We start from the raw sequence: 20,617 nt of genomic DNA, 5'->3' as shown, positions 1-20,617 counted from the left end.
TAAAAAATAAAACAAATATAATTTGTTTTATAATTATTTATTTTCTTCTTGACTTTGATCTTTATTTTCTTCTGGTTTAGCTTCTTGAGTTTGTTGTGCTTGAGCCGCAGCCATTTCTGATGCCATTTTCATTGCTTGTTCAAGTTCAGTCATTTTTTTATCTAGAGTATCATAATCTTCTTTTGCAATTAATTCTCTAATTTCTTTTGCAAGATCTTCAGATTGTTTTTTCTGTTCATCAGTCATTTGAGCACCAGAATCCTTTGAAGAATCTTCAATAATGTTTAAATAACTTTCTGCTTTATTTTTTAATTCAATGTTTTTACGTTTTTTATTATCTGCTTCTTGATTCTCTTCGGCTTCTTTAACCATTCTTTCAATTTCTGATTCACTCAAACTTCCAGAATTAGAAATTGTAATTGTTTTTTCTTCATTTGTATCTTTATCTTTTGCCGTAACAGAAACAATACCGTTAACATCAATTTTAAAAGTTACTTCTATTTGTGGAACTCCTTTTGGAGCAGGTTTTATTCCAGTTAATTGAAATTGACCAAGTGATTTATTATCTCCTGCCATGGGTCTTTCACCTTGTAAAACATTAATGTCAACTGCTGGTTGATTATCTACAGCTGTTGAAAAAACTTGAGCTTTTTCAGTTGGAATTGTTGTATTTCTTTGAATTAAAGGTGTCATAACACCCCCCATTGTTTCAATACCTAAAGTTAATGGAGTTACATCTAATAAAAGTACATCTGTAACATCACCTGCTAAAACTCCACCTTGAATAGCAGCTCCCATTGCAACAACTTCATCAGGGTTTATAGTTCTATTTGGTTCTTTTCCTAATAATGATGTTACTAATTCTTTAACAGCTGGAATTCTTGTTGAACCACCAACTAATAATACTTGATCAATTTCAATTGCTTTTAATTTTGCTTCTTTTAATGCATCTTCAACTGGTTTTCTAGTTCTTTCAACTAAATCCTTTGTCATTTTTTCAAATTCAGCACGTGATAATTTAGTTGAAAAGTTAACTGGTCCATTTTGATTCATTGCAATAAATGGTAAGTTAATTTCTGTTTCTAATTGACTTGATAAATTAATTTTTGCTTTTTCTGCTTCATCTTTAAATCTTTGTAATGCCATTTTGTCATTTGATAAATCAATTGAATGCTCTTTTTTAATTCCTGCAGCTATTCAATCCATAATTTTTTTATCAAAATCATCTCCACCAAGTTCATTATCCCCAGATGTTGCCAAAACATCATAAGTTCCATCAGCTAATTCTAGTAATGAAACGTCAAATGTTCCTCCTCCCAAGTCATATACTAAAACTTTCATTTCTTTATCTTGTTTATCAATTCCATATGCCAATGCAGCTGCAGTTGGTTCATTAATAATTCTTTCTACTTCTAAACCTGCAATTTTACCTGCATCTTTTGTAGCTTTACGTTGTGAATCGTTAAAATATGCAGGTACTGTAATAACAGCCTTTGTTATTTTTGAACCAATTTTATCTTCAGCATATTTTTTTAAATATCTCAATATTTCTGCAGATATTTGTTCAGGTGTATAATCTTTTCCTTCTAGATTTACCTTTTTTGATGTTCCCATATCACGCTTTATTGATATTGCAGTATTTGGATTTGTAACTGCTTGTCTTTTTGCAGCCCCTCCAATAATAATGTCACTATTCTTGAAAGCAACAACTGATGGAGTTGTTCTTTGTCCTTCTGGATTTTCAAGAACCATTGGTTGTCCCCCTTCCATTACAGCCACACATGAGTTTGTTGTACCTAAATCTATTCCTATAATTTTTTCTTTTGCCATATTTTTAATCTCCTTTTACTTTATTTAGCAACTTTTACAGCTGCATGTTTTATCACTCTATCATGTAATTTATATCCATTTGATACTACAGAAGTAATTTTACCTGATTCAAACTCTTCTGTTTCAATTTGTTCAATTGCTGTATGAAGTTCTGGGTTGAACTCATCTCCAGATTTTACTTCAATTATTTGTATTCCAGAATTTGATAATGCTTGATCAATTTGACTAATAATCATTTCAAATCCCATTAAATAATTTTTAATTTCAGGATTATCTGGAGAAGATTTTAAAACAGTTCTAAACATATCAATTGCTGGTAATAATTCAATTGCTAATTTTTCCCCACCATATTTTTTGATAAGCATGGTCTCATTTTGAAATCTTCTTACAGTATTTTGATTATCTGCAATAGCCATTAATTTTGCTTCCTCTAATTTTGAAATTTCATTCATTAAATTTGCAATTTCCAATTCAAGTTTTTCAACACTTGATAATTCTTTTTTTTCAATGTCTATTTCAATTTCATCTTCATTTTTTTTATCCTTTTTTAGCTTCTTATCTTTATCATCAGATTTTAAATCAATATTTAAATTTATTTTTATATCGTCTAATAAATCAAAAATAATTTTTTTTTCTTTTTTATCCATTTTATTCTCCTTCTATTGAAAATTTTTCCTCAATTTTTTCTGAGATTCATTCTAAAAGTTTTGAAACTTTATCATATTCAATTCTCTTAGGCCCAACTAGTGCAAGTGCACCTTTTCCCCCACCTTTTGTGGGGAATTTTGTTCCAATAACTGCTATATCATCATTTGCAATTCCTGTTTCAAATCCAATAGCAACAGCTGCTTTATTTTCAGTTTTGCTTTGATAATTAAATCACGAAAATGGTGAAGCATTTTCAATAAATTCAATAACTTTTTTTATTTTTAACGGATCATTAAATTCTGGATTTTCAAGTAAATATTTTACACCCCTTGTTTTAGATTTATTTGAATCTGTATGCAATAAAGCATTTACTAGGGTTTGTAGAATAAATTCATATTTTTTAACTTGTTGCTTCAAAATAGGAATAATTACTTGTGACTTTGTCTCAATTTCTGAAATTTTAGAATTAATTAATCTTTCATTAAATAAATCTATTGATATTCTTAATTCCTCTAATGAAATTTTGTCCAAACTAATTGTTTTATTTTGAATTTGTCCATTTGAAAGTACAAATAAAATAATTGCCTTTTGATTTGAAATTGGAACTAATTCAACTTTTGACAAAAGAAGTTCTTCTAATTCATTAGAAGTTGCAACAATTGTTGCTAATTTAGTCATTTCACTTAAAATTACTGAAGTTTGTTCCAAAATTTCATCAATACTTGCACCCCTTTTTTTAAAAATTTCTTCTATTTGTAATTTAATATCATCAATATTATTTGACTTCATTAAATTATCAACATAATATCTATAACCTTTTGTTGAAGGAACCTTACCTGAAGAAGTATGAGCTTTTTCTAAAAAACCTTGTTCTTCTAAAAAAGCAGATTCATTTCTAATTGTTGCTGAAGATATTTCTATTTCTAATACCTCTTGTATTCTTTTTGAACCAATAGGAAAAGCCGTTTTAATGTATTCTTCAATAATTGCTTGTAAAATTAATTCTTGTCGATTTGTTAACATTAAATACCTCCATTGACAACTCATTTTTAGTTTACCAATAGCACTCTTATTAATCAAGTGCTAATTTAATTTATTTGAATTAGTTATTCTAAAAATATCATTTTCGACATCAATAACATAATTTCTTTTTGGTTCAATATCTTCTGCCACAATTGCTCTAGCAATTAAAGTCTCTATATTTTTTTCAATATATCTTTTTATTGGTCTTGCACCATATTCCTTACTAAATCCTTCATCTAAAATTTTTTTAATTGTTTGATTTGTGAAATTAATAATAAATTCATTTTTTTCAAAAACTCTTTCTTTTAATTCATTTAAAGTTTTTACAATAATTTCTTTTATATTGTCTTTTGATAATGGATTAAAGTTAATAATATTATCAATTCTATTTAAAAATTCTGGTCTAAAAAATTTTTTTAATTGTTCATCAATTACTTCTTGATTAATTAATTCTGATGGAGTTGACATTAAGTACTCTGAACCAATATTTGAAGTCATTATAATAATGGTATTTTTAAAATCAACTGTTTTACCTAATGAATCTGTAATTCTTCCGTCATCAAATATTTGTAAAAAAATATTAAAAACATCTGGGTGAGCTTTTTCCACCTCATCAAATAGAATAATTGAATAGGGAGCACGACGAATTGCTTCAGTTAATCTTCCCCCTTCTTCATAACCAACATAACCTGGTGGAGAACCAATTAGTTTTGAAACTGAATGTTTTTCCATATATTCAGACATATCAAACCTAATCATTTTTTTCTCACTTCCAAATAAATTTTTTGCTAATGATTTTGCTACTTCAGTTTTACCAACTCCTGTTGGTCCTAAAAATAGAAAACTACCTATTGGTTTACTTGGGTCTTTTATTCCACTACGGCTCCTCATTATTGCATCAGCAACTAACTCAATTGCTTCATTTTGTCCCTTTACCATTCTTTTTAAGGTAGTGCTCAATCCAAGTAATTTTTGAATTTCTGATTCCATTAAATTTTCTATTTGAATCCCTGTTCACTTTGCAATAATTGATGCAATTTCATTTTCACTTACCTCTTCAGATATTAATTTCTCTGCGTTTTCACTCAAAGCATTATTCAATTTTTTCTCTAATGCAGGAAGCAAAGAATATTGAATTTCCCCAGCCCTTTGATAATTTCCTTCATTTTGTGCTTGCTCTAATTCAATTTTCAAGCCATCAATTGTTGATCTAAATTGATTTATTTTTGATAAAAGTGTCTTTTCTTCATCTCACTTATCATTAAGTTCTTTTTGTTTTATTTTAAAACTAACTAATTCTTTTTCACAAATTTGAAGTTTTTCTTTTGATTTATCATCTTTTTCTTGTGAAAGAGCAGCTCTCTCAATTTCAAGTTGCATAACTTTTCTATCAATTTGATATAACTCCGTTGGAACAGAAGCAAGTTCTGTTTTAATTGTTGCACTTGCTTCATCCACTAAATCAATAGCTTTATCTGGTAAAAATCTATCTGAAATATATCTATCACTTAATTGAGCTGCTGCAACAAGAGCATTATCATGAATTCTAACTCCGTGATAAGTTTCAAATCTCTCTTTTAAACCTCTTAAAATTGAAATGGTTTCATCAATAGTTGGTTCTGAAACATAAACTTTTTGAAATCTTCTCTCCAAAGCAGCATCTTTTTCAATATACTCTCTATATTCTTTTAAAGTTGTTGCCCCAATTACTTTAATTCCACCTCTCGCTAGAGCAGGTTTTAGTAAATTTGAAACATCCATTCCTCCACCATTTCCTGTTTTTCCAGCACCAACAATTAAATGTAATTCATCAATAAATAGGATAATTTCCCCATTTTCTTTTTGAATTGCATTAATAATTCCTTTAATTCTTGCTTCGTAATCACCTAAAAAACTAGCTCCAGCCATAACACTACCCATATCTAGTTCTAAAATTTTTTTATTTTTTAAAACACTGGGAACATCGCCTTTATTTATTCTTTGTGCAAGACCTTCTGCAATTGCAGTCTTACCTACTCCTGGTTCACCAATTAAAACAGGATTATTTTTGGTTTTTCTACTTAAAATTCTTATTACTCTCATTATTTCATCATCACGTCCAATGATTGGATCAATTTTTCCTTCTTTTGCATCCAATGTAAGATCTCTAGTATATTTACTTAAAATCTCTGGATCATTTAAAGGATCTGGTTTTTGTAAAAAATCCATATTTATTCCTCCCTATAATTAGCACTCTATCTAATTAATTGCTAATCAATAATATATTACCTATAGTTTTAGCAAAGTCAACACCTAAGTGCTATTTTTTTAAAAAAATTAAAAAGCACTTTAAAAGTGCTTTTTAATGCAAATTTTGTTTAGTTAAATTATTAACTACAAATAAACTTATCATTTACATAAAAGTATTATAAGTAATTTTTGAATTTTCTCTAACAGATAATTTGTTTTTTTGTTTGATAATTTCTCTTTGTAATAACATAATTCTTAGTGGTAAATATTTAAAAACATTTATTTTTAAGTATTTTTTTAATTCCATAAAATCCTCAATATTTTCAGATTTTAATATCAAAGATAAAATTTCTTTTTGTTCATTTGAAAATATTAATGTTGATTTTTCAAATATAGAAAAATCAACTATTAATAAACTCATCATGTAATTAACTTACCTATTCTTTTTTTAGAATTATTTTTTTTCTTTTGAGTTTTTGATAAATTAAATCAAATTTCAGGATTATATCTTAATTGATTTAAAAATACTTGCTTAATAATAAAGACATTTAATAATATTTTTAAGCTTTCAGAATTTTTAAAATTTTTTGAAAAAAAGAAGTTTGTATTATATTATATAAATTCAATTAATTTATATAATATAAACTTATTATTAAAATCAATTTCTATTTCTGAAACAACCTTTTTAAAACAATTTTTTTAATTGCCTCACTTATTAAGAAACTATATTTTTCTTTTATTTTAGTTGGTTTTTCATTTAAAAAATTGTAAATATATTCTTTTAAATTAATAATCCCTGTTTCATTAATAAATTTTAGAAATATAAGATTATCATCTTGTGTAAGTATTTTTTTACTTTCCATTTTTTTCCTCCACTTTTACTATCGATTAAAAAAATAGAAAGTTAAATATTCTTAATTTTCTAAAATAAAATTTTGGTCAATAGATTTTGAAAGATCTAAATTGACTTTTACATTATATTTTTTATTTTTTGCATCTTCATATGTATCTTTAACGCAAACATCAAGGGCTAATCCGCAAATTTCTATTTCTTTAATATTATTTCTCTTAAGAAAACTATCTAATTCTGATTCAATATTCAAATCTTTTGCAATATAAAATGCTGAATAGCTATCATAATTTTTTTCTGACCCTTTTTTTATAATTAAATCTGCTTTTGAAGAATCTATATAAAAAGAACAACCTTTTGAATCTATTAAACAATGTTCTGGTCAAACTTTAAATGAAACATGATTTTTAGGATGAAAATCTCCAGAAAATATTACAAAATTATTATTATTCTTATACTCAATAATTTTCTTTTGAATTCCTTTTTTTAAAGTTTCTCCATTTGGTACATATAAAGTACCTTTTGGATCTGCAAAATCATATTGATAGTCTACAACAATTAATGCTTTTTTCATTTTATAAAAAATCAATTAATATCTCATTTAGGATATTAAAACCTCTCTTTGTACATTTAAGATGATTATCCACTATTTCTAATAAATTTTGACTTATTTTTAAATTTATTTTTTCTTTAAAAAAAATAAAAATTTCTTTATTTTTTTCTTCTAACAGGTTTAATCCATTTACTAATCTAAGACTCATCATAATAACTTGAAAATAATATTCTTCTATTGATAATTCTTCAAATTCTTTTTTATAATTTAATATATTTCCTTCATTTCTTGTTAAAAAATACTTATTATCAATCATTTCGAAACCTGTTGCACCAATTCCAACTCCTGCAAATAATGAATTATTTCAATATGAAATATTATGAATGGATTTAGTTTCTAATTTTTTGGCATAATTTGATATTTCATAGCGAATATAGCCCAACTTTTCCAAACCATCATTTACAATATCATCAAATAATTCATCGTTTTCAGGAACTTTCATATTTTTACGTCCTCAAACTGATTTTTCCTTCATTATCAATGAATATCAAGAAATATGATCTGGTTTTAGTTTATTAATATACTCTAAATCAACTAAAATATTTTCTTTTGTTTGATCATACAAATTGTACATTAAATCTATACTTATATTTTTAAAACCAACTTTTCTAGCTAATTTAAAAGCATTTAGGGCTATTGAATTATCATGAATTCTACCAATTTTTTTTAATAAATTATTATCAAAAGTTTGTACACCAATACTCAATCTATTTATATTATAACTTTTATAAATTTTTAATTTTTCCTCAGTTACTGATTCTGGATTTAATTCAATAGAAAATTCAACATTTTTTTCATTTACATACTTATTAAGAATTTTACACATTCTCTTAGTTTGTTCATTATCAAGACAGCTAGGAGTTCCTCCACCAATGTAAATACTTTTTATACTTTCTAATCTATTTTTATAATCAACTAGTTCTTTTTCTAAAATATTCAAATATTTATCAATTACTATTGGATCTTTTGGTTTTTTTACTTTTACAAAATCACAATAAAAGCAAATATGTTCACAAAATGGAATGTGAACATATAAACTATCAATATCTCTTTTTACTAACTCTTTGTTCCTCATGGTTTAAGTGATTGACCTCTTTTTTTTCTAATTATTAATCAAGGAATTACAATTAAGAATAAAATTATTGCTAAAGTTACGAAGAAAATAATTAAGCATATTTTATTTGCTCTTTTTTTAATTTCTTTAATTTCTTGTTGAGGAATTACTTCATAACCATAATAAGAAATAATATTATTTTTTCTGCTTCTTGAAGTAACAATATTTGCAACATGAATTGCAAGAACAGTAAATAAAATAATTATTGTTATCGTAATTTCTGATTCAAGAGATTTTAATTCACCAATTTTTCAAAATAAAATATAAATTTCTGTATTGCCTGTTTCATGTTGAGCTTGTAAACCATATAAACATCCTAAAATAATTGCACTAATTATATAAAATGAAAATGAAAATCAATTTAAATATACTGCTCTTGAAATTAGTGATCTGTAATTTCTTGTAATAAAATACGGAACTGACTCGTTTCCTAAGAGTAATTCTCTCTCATATTTTTTAACATTTGAATACAATAAAGTATAGTCTGTTAAACTAACCCCAAAGAACGCAATAGCAATAATCAATAATAAAATTGAAAAGAATGGATACATAACTGATGTATAATCTAAGCCAATAATTTTATTTTCAGTACCAACTGTTTTATAATAAACTGCTAACATTAACGATGAAGTTATTATTCCTACTGTTCCAAAAATAAACATGAAAAATAATCTAAACTTCTCACTTCTAATTTCTTTCGAAATTGGTTTTGGAATTATATTTGATGATTGTAGTCTATTTCTATAAGATGATTGACTATATGGATTGTATTGATTTGCACTATTTAATGAATAATTAACATTTGGATTATAATTATATCTATCATTTGAATTATAAAATTGATTATTATTTGAGAAATCTGAATAACCAAAATGCATATTATTGTTATAATTTGAAAATTCTTCATAAATAGGTTGTTCATTATAAAAGTTATTATGTTGATTATAAAAATTTGAATTACTTTGTTGCTGAAAATTATAAATCATCCTATTATTTTGATTTTCATCTCTATAATTTCCATAGTCAAAATAATTTTGATTTTCAAAATCTAAATATTCTTGTCTTAAATTATAATTTTGAGCATTATTTTGAGGATAATAATTATTCTGCATAAATTGCTGATTTGCAGATTGTCTAATATTTTGATTTTGATTCATAAATCTATTTTGATTATTCATAAATTGGGGATCATTAGAATTAATATAATTAGTTTGAATAATTTCTCTATTTTGTCTTGAAAATTGTGGCGTTTGATTTAATTGATTTAAATAGCTATTTTCAAATTCAATTTTTCTTGGCCTAATAAAATTTTCATTTTGATTTTTTTTATTAATTAAATTTCTTTGATATTCGTCCAAATTATTATTATTATATGAATTTTGGGTCATTACAGGTTGTTGTGAAGATTGAACGTTAAAATCTCCAGCATTTTGCTGGTCATTATTTTTAAAATTATTTTTAAAAGGATTAAATAATCCACTCATAAAAACGCCCCCTTTTTATAAGCAAAAAATAAATATTTATTTCTCTTTATTTTTTAATATTTTTTTTACTTTAGCTATTTCTAACTCAAAGTAATTTCTTTGCATTTCAAATTTTTCTAATCTTTTAAATTCTGCTGCTGAAACTTCCTCTTTTTCAAAATAGAACTTTCTATTTTTTTGAAAAAGAATTAAAAAATATAATAAAAGACAAATTATACCAATAAAAGCAAAAATTAGTAAAACTAATCAAAGTGGTAAAACAAAATTTAATACCTTAAATTCTACTAAAAATAATGCTATCATTAATATCACCTTTATTTGAGCCCATAATTGCAGATACCCTATCTTCAATCAATATTATATTAACATAATAAATAAAAAAATAAATTATTAATTCATTTTAATCTCAACTTGCAACAAGTGCATCTATAATATCATTTTTTCACTCAATTACATCTAAATCATTTACAAAAAAATCTATAAATTGATCTTTAAATGTAACTATTAAATTAGCTGAGAAGTCACTCAATTCTATTTCTAGCTCTGTTAATTTTTTTAAAACTTCTTGCGGATATTCTGGACTGAATGCAATTGATTGTACACAATCTGCTGCAAAATTCTCAGCATCACTTTCTTCTTGTAAGGACCCCATTAAAGCTGAATAAATTTCTTCTTCTCCGAGCTCACTATTTTTAACAACTGTTGATATTTCTTCAATACTTTTTCCTTCTTTTATTAAACTTTCATAATTTTTATCAATTTCTTCTCCAAATAAAACTACTGCGAAATATAAGCTCATACCTGCAATTAATTCTTCAAACATTTTATCTGCTGTTTCATCATGTAATTGATCTATAAATTCACTTATTTCATTTGCTTGTATTTCTGTCATGTTAAAATCTCCTTATTAATTTAATTATCTATTAAAATAGTTTATTATTACAATAAAGTTTTAATTATATAAACTTAATTCCTTTTTTTAGGTACTGGCGCTAAATTTCTTTTATGTTCTGAAATTTTATGCAATTGATCAATTCTGATTTTTACCTCGCTTTGAACTTCATTTCCACTTAAGTAATTATCAATTAAATCATAACCAAAACCAATCTCTGATTCATCAGTTTGATTTTCTCATAAACTAGCAGTTGGATCTCTATTAATTATTTTCTGAGGAATATTTAAAATTTGTGAAGCTTCTTTAACTTCTCTTTTTAATAAATGAACTATTGGCAATAAATCTACTCCTCCATCCCCAAATTTTGTAAAGTACCCTATATGTCATTCATCGGCATTATCTGTTCCCAATACTAAATATTCATGTGTTTGGGCCATTGAATATAAAGTAGTCATTCTTAATCTTGCTTTTGTATTTGCAAGTGCTAACTTTGATTGTGTAATTCCTGAAAAATTTAAATCCTCTTTCAAGGTTAAAAATGTTTTTGCCAAATCAACTGTTACTGACTTTAATTTTAAAGTATTAACTAATTCTTCTTTACATTCCTCATCTAATTTACTTGAATCACAAGGCATTCACACAGTTAAGTAATTTTCAGGAAATGCTATTTTTGCAAGAGCAGCTACAAGTGCAGAATCGATTCCTCCACTTATACCAACAATTACACCTTTTTGATTTGATTTTTTTACTTCTTCTCTAATTCATTCAACTAAATAATTTAAGTAATCTTTTAATTCCATATATTAATCCATCCATTCCAATTCAATATCAAATATTTTTACAATGTCTCCTTTTTGTGCTCCTTTTTCTCTTAAAATATCATAAACTCCAATTTTTTTCAATTTTTCATTGAATAATAATAAATTATCATATGTTGAAATTGGTGTTTTTTGATAAATTTTATAAACATCTTGACCTTCAATTTTTCATCTTTTATTCCCTAAATTTTTAACTTGAATATCTTTTAAATCGGTTTCAAAAGTATATATTTTATATTCTTTATTTTCTTCTTTAATTTCTCATAAAGGAATATTTTTTACTTCCTCAAGAAGTGAACCAATTGAAAATAATAATTTATCAATATTCATTTTATTTAAACCTGAAACTTCAATTATTTTTTTATTAAAATATTTTTCTTTAAAATACAAAATATTTATATTAGAATCTTCAATATCCATTTTATTAGCAACAATAATTTCAGGTCTTTTTTCTAAATTTAAGTTATATTCAATTAACTCTTTTCTTATCAATTCATAATTTTTAATTACATCTTCTGTTGCATAATTACCTGACATATCAATAACATGACAGATAATTTTACATCTCTCAATATGTCTTAAAAATTCATGCCCTAATCCCTTACCAAGACTAGCTCCCTCAATTAAACCTGGTAAATCAGCAACAGTGAAGGTTCTCCCTTGCTTATCTCTTGAAACTCCTAATTGTGGATTTAAAGTTGTAAAAGAATAATCAGCAATTTGGGGTTTTGAATTTGAAATTGTTCTAAGTAAAGTTGATTTTCCAGCATTTGGCAAACCAACAAATCCAACATCTGCTAAAACTTTTAATTCAGCTTTTATATTAAAATCTTGACCTAGATCTCCTGCCTCAAAAATTGTTGGAGCTTTATTTCTAGAATTTACAAATCTTGCATTTCCTTTTCCTCCCTTTCCACCAATTGCAATAATTTCTGTCTGATTATTTTTCGTAAAATCTGCTAGCAATTCATTTGTGTCTGCATTAAAAATTACTGTTCCTATTGGAACTTTAATAATAGTATCTTTACCATTTTTACCATGCATATTTTTAATGTCACCTTTAAAACCATCTTGAGCAGTATAAAATTTTTGAAGTTTTAAGTCTAAGAGAGAAGATTTTCCTTCATCTGCAATTAAAATTATGTCTCCGCCTTTTCCACCATCTCCACCATTTGGACCACCATTTGCTACATAAAGTTCATGACGAAATGAAACTGCTCCATCTCCACCTTTTCCCGATTTAATATTAAAAAATGCTAAATCTACAAATTTCATGAACATTATCTCCTTTTTTTATTCAATAGCATCTAATGATATTGAAATTTCATTATCAATTAATTGTTGATAGCAATTATCACATACAAAGGTTGGCACTCCAATTTTTGAATTATAATCATCAACTTCTTGTCATTCTTTAATTGGTGATTTAAGCAATAAATCCAATTCATCATCGCTAATATTTGGATTTTGCTTAATTAAATTTTCAGCAACATTGCCTAAAGTTTGTGGTGCATTTTTTGCAACATAAGCAATTTCATCAATTCCACAAGCAGAGCAAGTAATCCCAAATATTTGCATCATTATATTTTTTCTATCTTCGAATTTAATAAAATCTTCTTCTGTAAAAACTATTTTTTGCATATTTTTTTCTCCTAAACAACTTCTGTTAACTCATTTAATAATAACATTGTATTTTCTTTATTAAAAATTATTTTTTCTTCAATTTCTTTTTCCAGAGTTGTTCCAAGTGCTTCATTTGCTTTTATTATAATTGCTGCACATAAATCATTTAAAGAGTAATTTTTAAAATTTAGATTAGGAAAAACATAATAAAAATAATTATTTGCAATATGTTTCGAAATTTTAAATAGACTTGGATTTGTATCATAAACTAAATTTTCTAATTTTAACTCAATATTCTTTAAAATTTTTTGTGAATTCATTAGATCAAAATTTGAGGGGTTAATTGAAATAGTATTTCCATTTTTATTAACAAAAATTTCTTGATTTATTGATTGCTCAATTAAAATTAATAATAAAAAAGATTTATTAGATGGTTTTATTTTTTCATTTAACAAATACTCTTTTAAGTTTTGTAAAATTTTTCTAATATTCATAGTTCTTAAAGCATCAAATGCCATTAAGTGAATTTCTTGGTCTTCTACTTGACTGATTGATTTTAAAATTTTATCAAAATTTCATCTTTCATTTATAAAATTATTATTTTCCGTATTTTCCAATATAGCTATGTATTTATCATTTAAATAATTCTCAAATTCAACAGGAATATATGGGGCATTTAATTCTTCATTAATCAAATTTAAAGCATTTTCAAAATTCTTATTTGCGATTTCTAAATCTATTTCTTTAATTAATTCTTCATAGTAATTTTTCATATTTTACCTACTTTTACCAATATTGTACATTTATTTATGAATTTTAGATAAAAAAAACCCTTCAAAAAAATAATATTTTTAGGGTTTAATAATATTTTTTATTTCTTTATTGCTTTATTGCTTTTTTTACAGATACTTCTTTTGTTTTATTATTAATAACTTCTTTAATACGTGCCGCTTTTCCTGATAATTTTCTAATGTAATAAATTCTTGCTCTTCTCACTCGACCACGTTTAATCACTTCAATTGAGTCAATAATTGGTGAATGAATTGGAAAAGTTCTTTCAACAAAAATACCACCTGAGTTTTTTCTTACACAAACAGAATATGATATTCCACTACCTTGTGTTTTTATTACAACACCCTCAAATGCTTGAATACGGTATTTTTCCCCTTCTTTAATTTTTACATTAACTTTAATTGTATCTCCTGAACTAAAGTCTGGAATATTAGAATTTAATTGTTCATCAATTAATGATTTTGTATTTTTTGTTAACATGTTCATCTTAATTTTCTCCTTTCGATTTCTTTAATTCTTTTAAAAATGTTAATTCATTTTTAGATAATTGATTTTCTTTTAAAAGATCTGGTCTTTTGATATAAGTGTTTTTTATTCTACCTTCTTGTCTAAATTTTTCAATTTTTGCGTGATGCCCACTAGTTAAGACCTCTGGAACTTTTTGATTTCTAAAATTAAGTGGTTTTGTATAAACTGGATAATCTAATAAATTATTTTCAAAACTTTCATTTAAATGAGATTCATTTGAAATTACACCATCAACTACTCTAGTAATTGAATCAATTAAACACAAACTTGCAAGTTCACCTCCTGTTAATATATAATCTCCAATTGAAATTTCTAGATCAATATATTTTAAGATTCTTTCATCAAACCCTTCATAATGTCCACAAATAATAATCAAATGTTTATATTCAGTTGAAAATGATCTTGCAAATTTTTGATTTCAAGTTTTACCCTGAGGTGTTGTTAAAATTATTAAACTATCAATTGTCTTGCAACTTTCAATTGCATTTACAATTGGTTCTACCATTAATACCATACCTTTTCCTCCACCAAATTGATAGTCATCAACTTGATTATGAGAATAATTTGTAAAATTTCTAATATCTAATATTTCAATATCTATAAATTTTTTTTGAATTGCTCTTTTAATAATTGATTGCGATATATAATTTTCTATCAAATTTGGAAATAAAGTTATTATTGAAAATTTCATTAAAATAGACCCTCAATATTTTTAAAAAAAATAATTTTTCTACCATAATCTATACTTTCAATATAAACTTCTACACAAGGAATTCAGAATTCATTTTTTTGATTTTTAACTTTCACTAAGTCTTGTGCTCCATTATACATTTCATCAATTATTATTCCATATTTGCTTTCCTTATAAAATGCTTCAAATTCTATAAAAGTTTCTTTAATTTCAATTAATTCATCATTTTTAATTATATAAACAATATTATTAATTAATGGTTTAGCCTCATTTATATTATTAATATTTTTTAACTTTAAAATTTGTTTTTTATTGATAAAATATGACTTTTCAATTTCATAGACATCAATTTTTCCCTGCTTATCTTCAAGAAAAATTTTAATATTTTTTATTTCTTTTAATAATAAATATTTATTGTCTAATAAAAATTTTACTTCTCCTCTTATTGCATGAGTAGAAACAATTTTTCCTATTTTTATTAAATTATCAAACATAATCTTCAAATACCTCTAGTGTAATAATTATTTCCTTTTTAAACTTGCCTATTTCTGAATTTAAAATTGTTAAAATAATTTCTAATAAACCCTCACTTTGATTTTTTCCAAAAAAATTTAAATTATTTTTTTCTATTAATAAAATAAATTCGAATGTATTTTCAGTCTCAAATTTTTCCTTAAATACATAATTAATTTCCTTAGGCACAATATTATTTAGCAAAGTATTAACTGAATTAAAAACTTCTTTCATAAAATTTAAAATTATTCAACAGAAGTTATTTCTGTTTTTTTAGTTGCAGATGGTTTTTTAGCAACTGCTGATTTTCCTGATACTTGTTTTTTAGCTACTGTTAGTTTAGAAGCAACTTTTTTTATCTTTTTTTCTGTTTTTGGTTCATTTTTTTTATTTTCCAATTTAACATTATGTAATTCTGTCATAATCCCTTGTTTTGAAAAAATATTTCTAACAGTTTCAGTTGGTTGTGCACCTTGTTGCAATCATTTAAGTGCAATTTCATTTTTAACATTAACTTCACCATTTATTGGATTATATGTACCAACTAATTCTATATATTCACCATCACGCTTAATACGAGAATCTGCTGCAACAATTCTATAAAATGCAGCTCTTTTTTTACCTGCTCTTTTTAATCTTAATTTAACCATATTTCCTCCTTTTATTTAAGAACATAAATTATATTAAACTAAAAAATAGGTTTGTCAAGTATTTTTACTTAACAAACCTATTTTTTGGACAATTAATATGAGAATAATAGTAGACTATATTTCCAAAAATATCTTCTCTTTTATCAATTTTATATTCTTCTACTTCATTAATTTTTAAATTACATCTAAAGCAGGATTTTTTAAAAATTTATTTTTCATTATATATCTATTTTATTAAATTAATGTCCTTTATTTTTTTTATTTTAAATTCAATTTTTATTCATTTTTCAAAAATTAATTTTATAAAATGTTATATTGTTCTAACCAAAAATCATCTTCTATAAAACCTAATTTTTTATAAATTTCAATTGCTTGTTCACTTGCAAATAAATAAAGTTCATCTAAACCATCATCAATTGCTTTATTAATTAGTGATTTCATAATGATTGTTGCTATACCATTATTTCTAAAGTCTTCTTTAACTGAGATATCATCAATCATCCCTATTTTTTCATTATAATAAATCAAATGACCTACTCCAGAATATTCAGAGTTATATTTTGCTAGCAATAAGTAATTAATTTTTTCTTCTTTGTTTAATTCGAACATTCCAAAAAATTTCTCTTTATCAGAAACTTGAAGTGTTGTAGTATCACTTATAACTTTAACAAATTCATTTAAATTTTCCTCATCATTTACTTCTAAAATATCTAATGAAGGTTTTTCATCAATAACAAATTTCTTTAACTGTTTTAAATTTAATGCCATAAATTTATATCTTACTTTAAATCTAATTAATTGTGGAAGTTTAAAATCATTATTTATACTTGTCGCAAAATTAATTAAAAAATTTGGTTTATATAAGTTTATTTTACTAATGCATTCATTTTTAAATTTTTTATTTCAATTTGTTAATGCAATAATTGAAGGATAAGTAAAAAATTTTAAAAAAATAAAATTTTCAAAACTTTGTTCTTCAATAGTTTTATGTAAGGGGTCTACATAGTAATTCAAATAAACTGTTGCTGCAATATTGAATTTTTTATTTTCAATAACTCTTGAGCTAATTCTTTTTTTCATATTTTCATCTCCTATTCCTACTATAAAAGATACTACAAAAAAATAAAAAAAATGCTAGTTTTTCACACTAACATAAATTTCTTAAAATGGCGCCCACGAGAAGATTCGAACTTCTGACCCTACGCTTAGAAGGCGCATGCTCTATCCTACTGAGCTACGTGGGCAAAATTAGACAAGATAATAATAGCAAATTTTTTATATTTTTACTATATTATTAGTCTTTTTTTCAATTTAATAACTTTAATGGTAATTCAAATGCATTTGAAAATTGATTATCTAAGTCATTTAAATTCATTTTTTTTTCATATTCTCTACATATTTTTTCAAAAATAGTTGATATAAAATTAATATTTTCTCTTGTTTGTACTGTATGATCTAGGGGATGTGGTCCAAAAATTATTAAAATATTTTTTATTAATTGTCTCAAGTCATAATTAACACTTGAAGCAGTTTTTGGTTCAATCCCTAACATTAGACTCATAATTTTCCCAACTTTTAATAAAGAACTATTTTCACCAAATTCAGGTAAATTTTTTCTGTGTAATTCAATAATATCAATTATTTCTTCTTCTGAAATAAAGAAATCAGATTCAAGAAGATTTTCAACATCAATCTTTCTTTTAAATCTATTTTCTTTTACTTCTTCAAATATTTTCAAAACATTAACTAATAGTTTTTTTTGAACTATTATTCTTGAATCAATAAACTGTGGCAGATATTCATGAATTAGTAAAGTCATTCTTAAATTAGAAAAAACTGATGCAATAATCTCCGAACAACTTTTTAATTGCTCCTTATCAATTTCAACAAATCTTTCACCTTTTGAACAAACATAAGGAATTAAAGTCTCAATATTTATATTTTGATAATTAAAAGGAGATAAAACTTTTATTTTTGAGTTTTTATACTCTTGATTTAAATTATTACTTGAATTTTTTATTTTATCTTCAAAAATAAATAATGGTAAATAATTTTCAATTAATTCATATAATTCAGCACCATCGTCTAGCATAGTAACAGCTGAAATTTCATCTTTCATTAAAATTGTTGTCAATTTTGTTAATTGAAATAATCCTTTAAATCTTTCTTTGAGATCAAAACTATCTCATTTTAAATTTGAAAAATTACTCAAAAACATTGATCATTCTTCATCATTTTGAATTAATTCATAAGTTTCTTGCAAATAATCAAGTTCCTTTTGTTTTCACTCTCTTCCTGAATTAAATTTTTTTAATAAAATTTCTTTTTGATAACATTTTTGTATTCTTTGATATAAACCTTGTTTTTCATAAATTTTGATTAAATTTAAAGTAAAAATAAATGGATATGCAATACTAGTTTTTATTTTTCCATCTTCTGCTTCATGATTAATATCATATTCATAAATTATTGCACATTCTCTAATGTAAGATTTCGTTAAATTTTTTCATTGTTCATAATTTTTAAAACAAAATTCATTTATATAAGGCAAAAGTAGACCTGCTATTATTTCTCAACTCAAATCATAAATTTGTTTTTCCTTAAAATTAAGTTTTTTTGGTTTTTCTTTAACAAATCTATACTTTATTTTATAAATTTGTTCATAATTTTCCATTATATAACTTGTATATGTATTTAATTCATCAACAGGTATCTCATTAATTGTTATTCCTCTATAAAGAGTATATTGAGTTACTCCAATATAGACAATTGGATATAACTTTGAGATCAATTCTTTTTGAGTAGTTATATAGTATTTGAATTGCGCATTTTCATAAGCAATTTTATGTAAACCATATCAAAAAATGCTTTGTTTATCAGTTTCTTTCATTTTTACCTCTCTATATATAATTTTAAACTAACTATATATTTTTTATAAATTTTTTCATAGAACTTATTGCTCTTTTTGAGTATAATTCCTTCTTTTCCTCTTTTTTAATTTTATTAAAAAGCTCTAAATTTTCAACAATACTCCAATTTGCTTTCATTGGTTGAAAATTTTTTGAGTTAGTTGAAATAATATAATTTTGTAATCCTCCCATAACTGTATCAAGAGGAAATTTAACTAAATTTTCATTATTTAAAAATTTTTCAATGTTAATTGCTGCGATTATACCAGAAGATGTTGATTCAATATATCCCTCAACTCCTGTGATTTGTCCAGCAAAAAAAATATTTTCATTATTTTTTAATTGATTAAAGTGATTTAAAAGTTTTGGTGAATTAATAAAATTATTTTGATGCATTACACCATATCGTACAAATTCAGCATTTTCCATACCTGGAATTAATTTAAAAACTCTTTTTTGTTCTGAACATGTTAAATTTGTTTGAAAACCAACCATATTATATAAATCATCAATAGCATTATCCTGTCTTAGTTGTACTACTGCAAAATTTTCTGTATTATCTAAATTTTTAAGACCTGCAGGTTTTAAAGGTCCATATCTCAATGTATCATAACCTCTTTTTGCCATTGCTTCAACTGGCATACAACCTTCAAAATATTTCATTTGCTTTTCAGAATCTAAATGCATTTTTGCAAGCTCCGCATTAATTAATTCATTATAAAACTTTTCATATTGTTCTTTATTCATTCCGCAATTAATATAATCTTTTGTTTCACCTTTGTCATATCTATTTTTTCTAAAAACTATATTCATATTTAGTGAATCTTTCTTTACAATTGGTGCAACTGCATCAAAAAAATAAAAATATTCTTCACCAATTAAGTTTATTATTTCCTTTTGAAGTTTTTTTGATGTTAACGGTCCTGATGCAATTAAAGTTAATTTTGATTTATCTATTTTTTCTACATCTTGTTGTAAAACTGTAATATTTTTATGACTATTAATTTTATCAGTAATATACTTTGAAAAAATTTCTCTATCAACTGCTAAACTTCCACCAGCAGGTATTTGTGCAAATTGTGCAGCTTCCAGTATTAAAGAATTAAATAATCCCATTTCCTCTTTTAAAGTTCCCACAGCATTTTTTAAGTCAGTAGATCTTAGTGTATTTGAACAAACTAATTCAGCAAAATACTCTAGCTTTTGAACTGAATTTCTTTCAAGATTTTTTTTTTCAAAAAGTACAATTTTAATATTTCTATTTGCAAGTTGTCAAGCAGCTTCACAACCTGCTAAACCAGCACCAATTATATTTACTATTTTTTCCATTTGTTTATTATAACAAAAAATAAAATATCATTACTAGTATTTTAAAAGTTTAGTATTAAAAAAAAGAAAGAACTTTAA

At 24.5% G+C, this 20,617-nt stretch carries 22 protein-coding genes, 1 tRNA gene and 1 pseudogene; all 24 read right to left on the bottom strand.

Annotated features, from left to right (window positions below; all coding sequences use genetic code 4):
* Positions 1 to 33: 33 nt before the first annotated feature.
* Positions 34 to 1,830 (bottom strand): molecular chaperone DnaK, encoded by a 1,797-nt coding sequence (gene dnaK, locus STAIW_RS01700; RefSeq protein WP_020834137.1) that lies wholly within the window; start codon positions 1,828 to 1,830, stop codon positions 34 to 36.
* Positions 1,831 to 1,850: 20 nt separating this feature from the next.
* Complete coding sequence (locus STAIW_RS01695) at positions 1,851 to 2,477, bottom strand: nucleotide exchange factor GrpE (protein WP_020834136.1); 627 nt, start codon at positions 2,475 to 2,477, stop codon at positions 1,851 to 1,853.
* A gap of 1 nt (position 2,478) precedes the next feature.
* On the bottom strand, positions 2,479 to 3,501 hold the full coding sequence (hrcA, locus tag STAIW_RS01690; protein WP_020834135.1) for a heat-inducible transcriptional repressor HrcA: 1,023 nt from the start codon (positions 3,499 to 3,501) through the stop codon (positions 2,479 to 2,481).
* A 60-nt stretch (positions 3,502 to 3,561) separates the two neighbouring features.
* Positions 3,562 to 5,709 (bottom strand): ATP-dependent Clp protease ATP-binding subunit, encoded by a 2,148-nt coding sequence (locus STAIW_RS01685; RefSeq protein ID WP_020834134.1) that lies wholly within the window; start codon positions 5,707 to 5,709, stop codon positions 3,562 to 3,564.
* Between the two features lie 184 nt (positions 5,710 to 5,893).
* Entirely contained in the window at positions 5,894 to 6,154 is a 261-nt protein-coding gene (locus STAIW_RS01680; protein WP_020834133.1) for a hypothetical protein, read from the bottom strand.
* Positions 6,155 to 6,395: 241 nt separating this feature from the next.
* Positions 6,396 to 6,593: a hypothetical protein gene (locus STAIW_RS01675; RefSeq protein WP_020834132.1), complete on the bottom strand. Its 198-nt coding sequence runs from the start codon at positions 6,591 to 6,593 to the stop codon at positions 6,396 to 6,398.
* A 51-nt stretch (positions 6,594 to 6,644) separates the two neighbouring features.
* On the bottom strand, positions 6,645 to 7,154 hold the full coding sequence (locus tag STAIW_RS01670; protein ID WP_020834131.1) for an isochorismatase family protein: 510 nt from the start codon (positions 7,152 to 7,154) through the stop codon (positions 6,645 to 6,647).
* A 1-nt stretch (position 7,155) separates the two neighbouring features.
* A complete protein-coding gene (hemW, locus tag STAIW_RS01665) occupies positions 7,156 to 8,268 on the bottom strand; it encodes a radical SAM family heme chaperone HemW (protein ID WP_020834130.1) in 1,113 nt (370 codons plus the stop codon).
* Complete coding sequence (locus STAIW_RS01660) at positions 8,250 to 9,791, bottom strand: MSC_0882 family membrane protein (RefSeq protein WP_020834129.1); 1,542 nt, start codon at positions 9,789 to 9,791, stop codon at positions 8,250 to 8,252. Before STAIW_RS01660 ends, hemW begins: the two co-directional genes overlap by 19 nt.
* Before the next feature lie 36 nt (positions 9,792 to 9,827).
* Positions 9,828 to 10,094 (bottom strand): TIGR04561 family membrane protein, encoded by a 267-nt coding sequence (locus tag STAIW_RS01655; RefSeq protein WP_020834128.1) that lies wholly within the window; start codon positions 10,092 to 10,094, stop codon positions 9,828 to 9,830.
* 97 nt (positions 10,095 to 10,191) lie between these two features.
* On the bottom strand, positions 10,192 to 10,683 hold the full coding sequence (locus STAIW_RS01650; protein ID WP_020834127.1) for a hypothetical protein: 492 nt from the start codon (positions 10,681 to 10,683) through the stop codon (positions 10,192 to 10,194).
* A 74-nt stretch (positions 10,684 to 10,757) separates the two neighbouring features.
* Positions 10,758 to 11,486: an NAD(+) synthase gene (nadE, locus tag STAIW_RS01645; protein ID WP_020834126.1), complete on the bottom strand. Its 729-nt coding sequence runs from the start codon at positions 11,484 to 11,486 to the stop codon at positions 10,758 to 10,760.
* Between the two features lie 3 nt (positions 11,487 to 11,489).
* Positions 11,490 to 12,779 (bottom strand): GTPase ObgE, encoded by a 1,290-nt coding sequence (obgE, locus tag STAIW_RS01640; protein WP_020834125.1) that lies wholly within the window; start codon positions 12,777 to 12,779, stop codon positions 11,490 to 11,492.
* Between the two features lie 18 nt (positions 12,780 to 12,797).
* Positions 12,798 to 13,145: a hypothetical protein gene (locus tag STAIW_RS01635; RefSeq protein ID WP_020834124.1), complete on the bottom strand. Its 348-nt coding sequence runs from the start codon at positions 13,143 to 13,145 to the stop codon at positions 12,798 to 12,800.
* Between the two features lie 11 nt (positions 13,146 to 13,156).
* Positions 13,157 to 13,900, bottom strand: a complete 744-nt coding sequence (locus STAIW_RS01630) for a DUF3196 family protein (RefSeq protein WP_020834123.1) — start codon at positions 13,898 to 13,900, stop codon at positions 13,157 to 13,159.
* Between the two features lie 106 nt (positions 13,901 to 14,006).
* Positions 14,007 to 14,405, bottom strand: coding sequence for a 50S ribosomal protein L19 (rplS, locus tag STAIW_RS01625; RefSeq protein ID WP_020834122.1), 399 nt, complete (start codon positions 14,403 to 14,405; stop codon positions 14,007 to 14,009).
* A gap of 1 nt (position 14,406) precedes the next feature.
* A complete protein-coding gene (gene trmD, locus STAIW_RS01620) occupies positions 14,407 to 15,138 on the bottom strand; it encodes a tRNA (guanosine(37)-N1)-methyltransferase TrmD (protein ID WP_020834121.1) in 732 nt (243 codons plus the stop codon).
* Positions 15,138 to 15,632 (bottom strand): ribosome maturation factor RimM, encoded by a 495-nt coding sequence (locus tag STAIW_RS05625; RefSeq protein WP_020834120.1) that lies wholly within the window; start codon positions 15,630 to 15,632, stop codon positions 15,138 to 15,140. Before STAIW_RS05625 ends, trmD begins: the two co-directional genes overlap by 1 nt.
* The gene (locus STAIW_RS01610; protein WP_020834119.1) at positions 15,622 to 15,885 is read right to left on the bottom strand and encodes a hypothetical protein; all 264 of its coding nucleotides are present in this window, start codon (positions 15,883 to 15,885) and stop codon (positions 15,622 to 15,624) included. Before STAIW_RS01610 ends, STAIW_RS05625 begins: the two co-directional genes overlap by 11 nt.
* Before the next feature lie 128 nt (positions 15,886 to 16,013).
* Positions 16,014 to 16,301: pseudogene (gene rpsP, locus STAIW_RS06745) on the bottom strand (30S ribosomal protein S16); the annotation flags it as partial.
* 300 nt (positions 16,302 to 16,601) lie between these two features.
* On the bottom strand, positions 16,602 to 17,381 hold the full coding sequence (locus tag STAIW_RS01600) for a GNAT family N-acetyltransferase (RefSeq protein ID WP_020834117.1): 780 nt from the start codon (positions 17,379 to 17,381) through the stop codon (positions 16,602 to 16,604).
* Between the two features lie 87 nt (positions 17,382 to 17,468).
* Positions 17,469 to 17,545: transfer RNA gene (locus STAIW_RS01595), tRNA-Arg, on the bottom strand.
* Between the two features lie 50 nt (positions 17,546 to 17,595).
* On the bottom strand, positions 17,596 to 19,191 hold the full coding sequence (locus STAIW_RS01590; protein ID WP_020834116.1) for a hypothetical protein: 1,596 nt from the start codon (positions 19,189 to 19,191) through the stop codon (positions 17,596 to 17,598).
* Positions 19,192 to 19,222: 31 nt separating this feature from the next.
* On the bottom strand, positions 19,223 to 20,539 hold the full coding sequence (gene trmFO / locus STAIW_RS01585) for a methylenetetrahydrofolate--tRNA-(uracil(54)-C(5))-methyltransferase (FADH(2)-oxidizing) TrmFO (RefSeq protein ID WP_020834115.1): 1,317 nt from the start codon (positions 20,537 to 20,539) through the stop codon (positions 19,223 to 19,225).
* Between the last annotated feature and the right edge of the window lie 78 nt (positions 20,540 to 20,617).

The organism is Spiroplasma taiwanense CT-1 (genome assembly GCF_000439435.1).
GTDB classification, from domain to species: domain Bacteria; phylum Bacillota_I; class Bacilli_A; order Mycoplasmatales; family Mycoplasmataceae; genus Spiroplasma_A; species Spiroplasma_A taiwanense.
This window is presented reverse-complemented; position numbering and strand designations above follow the sequence as displayed.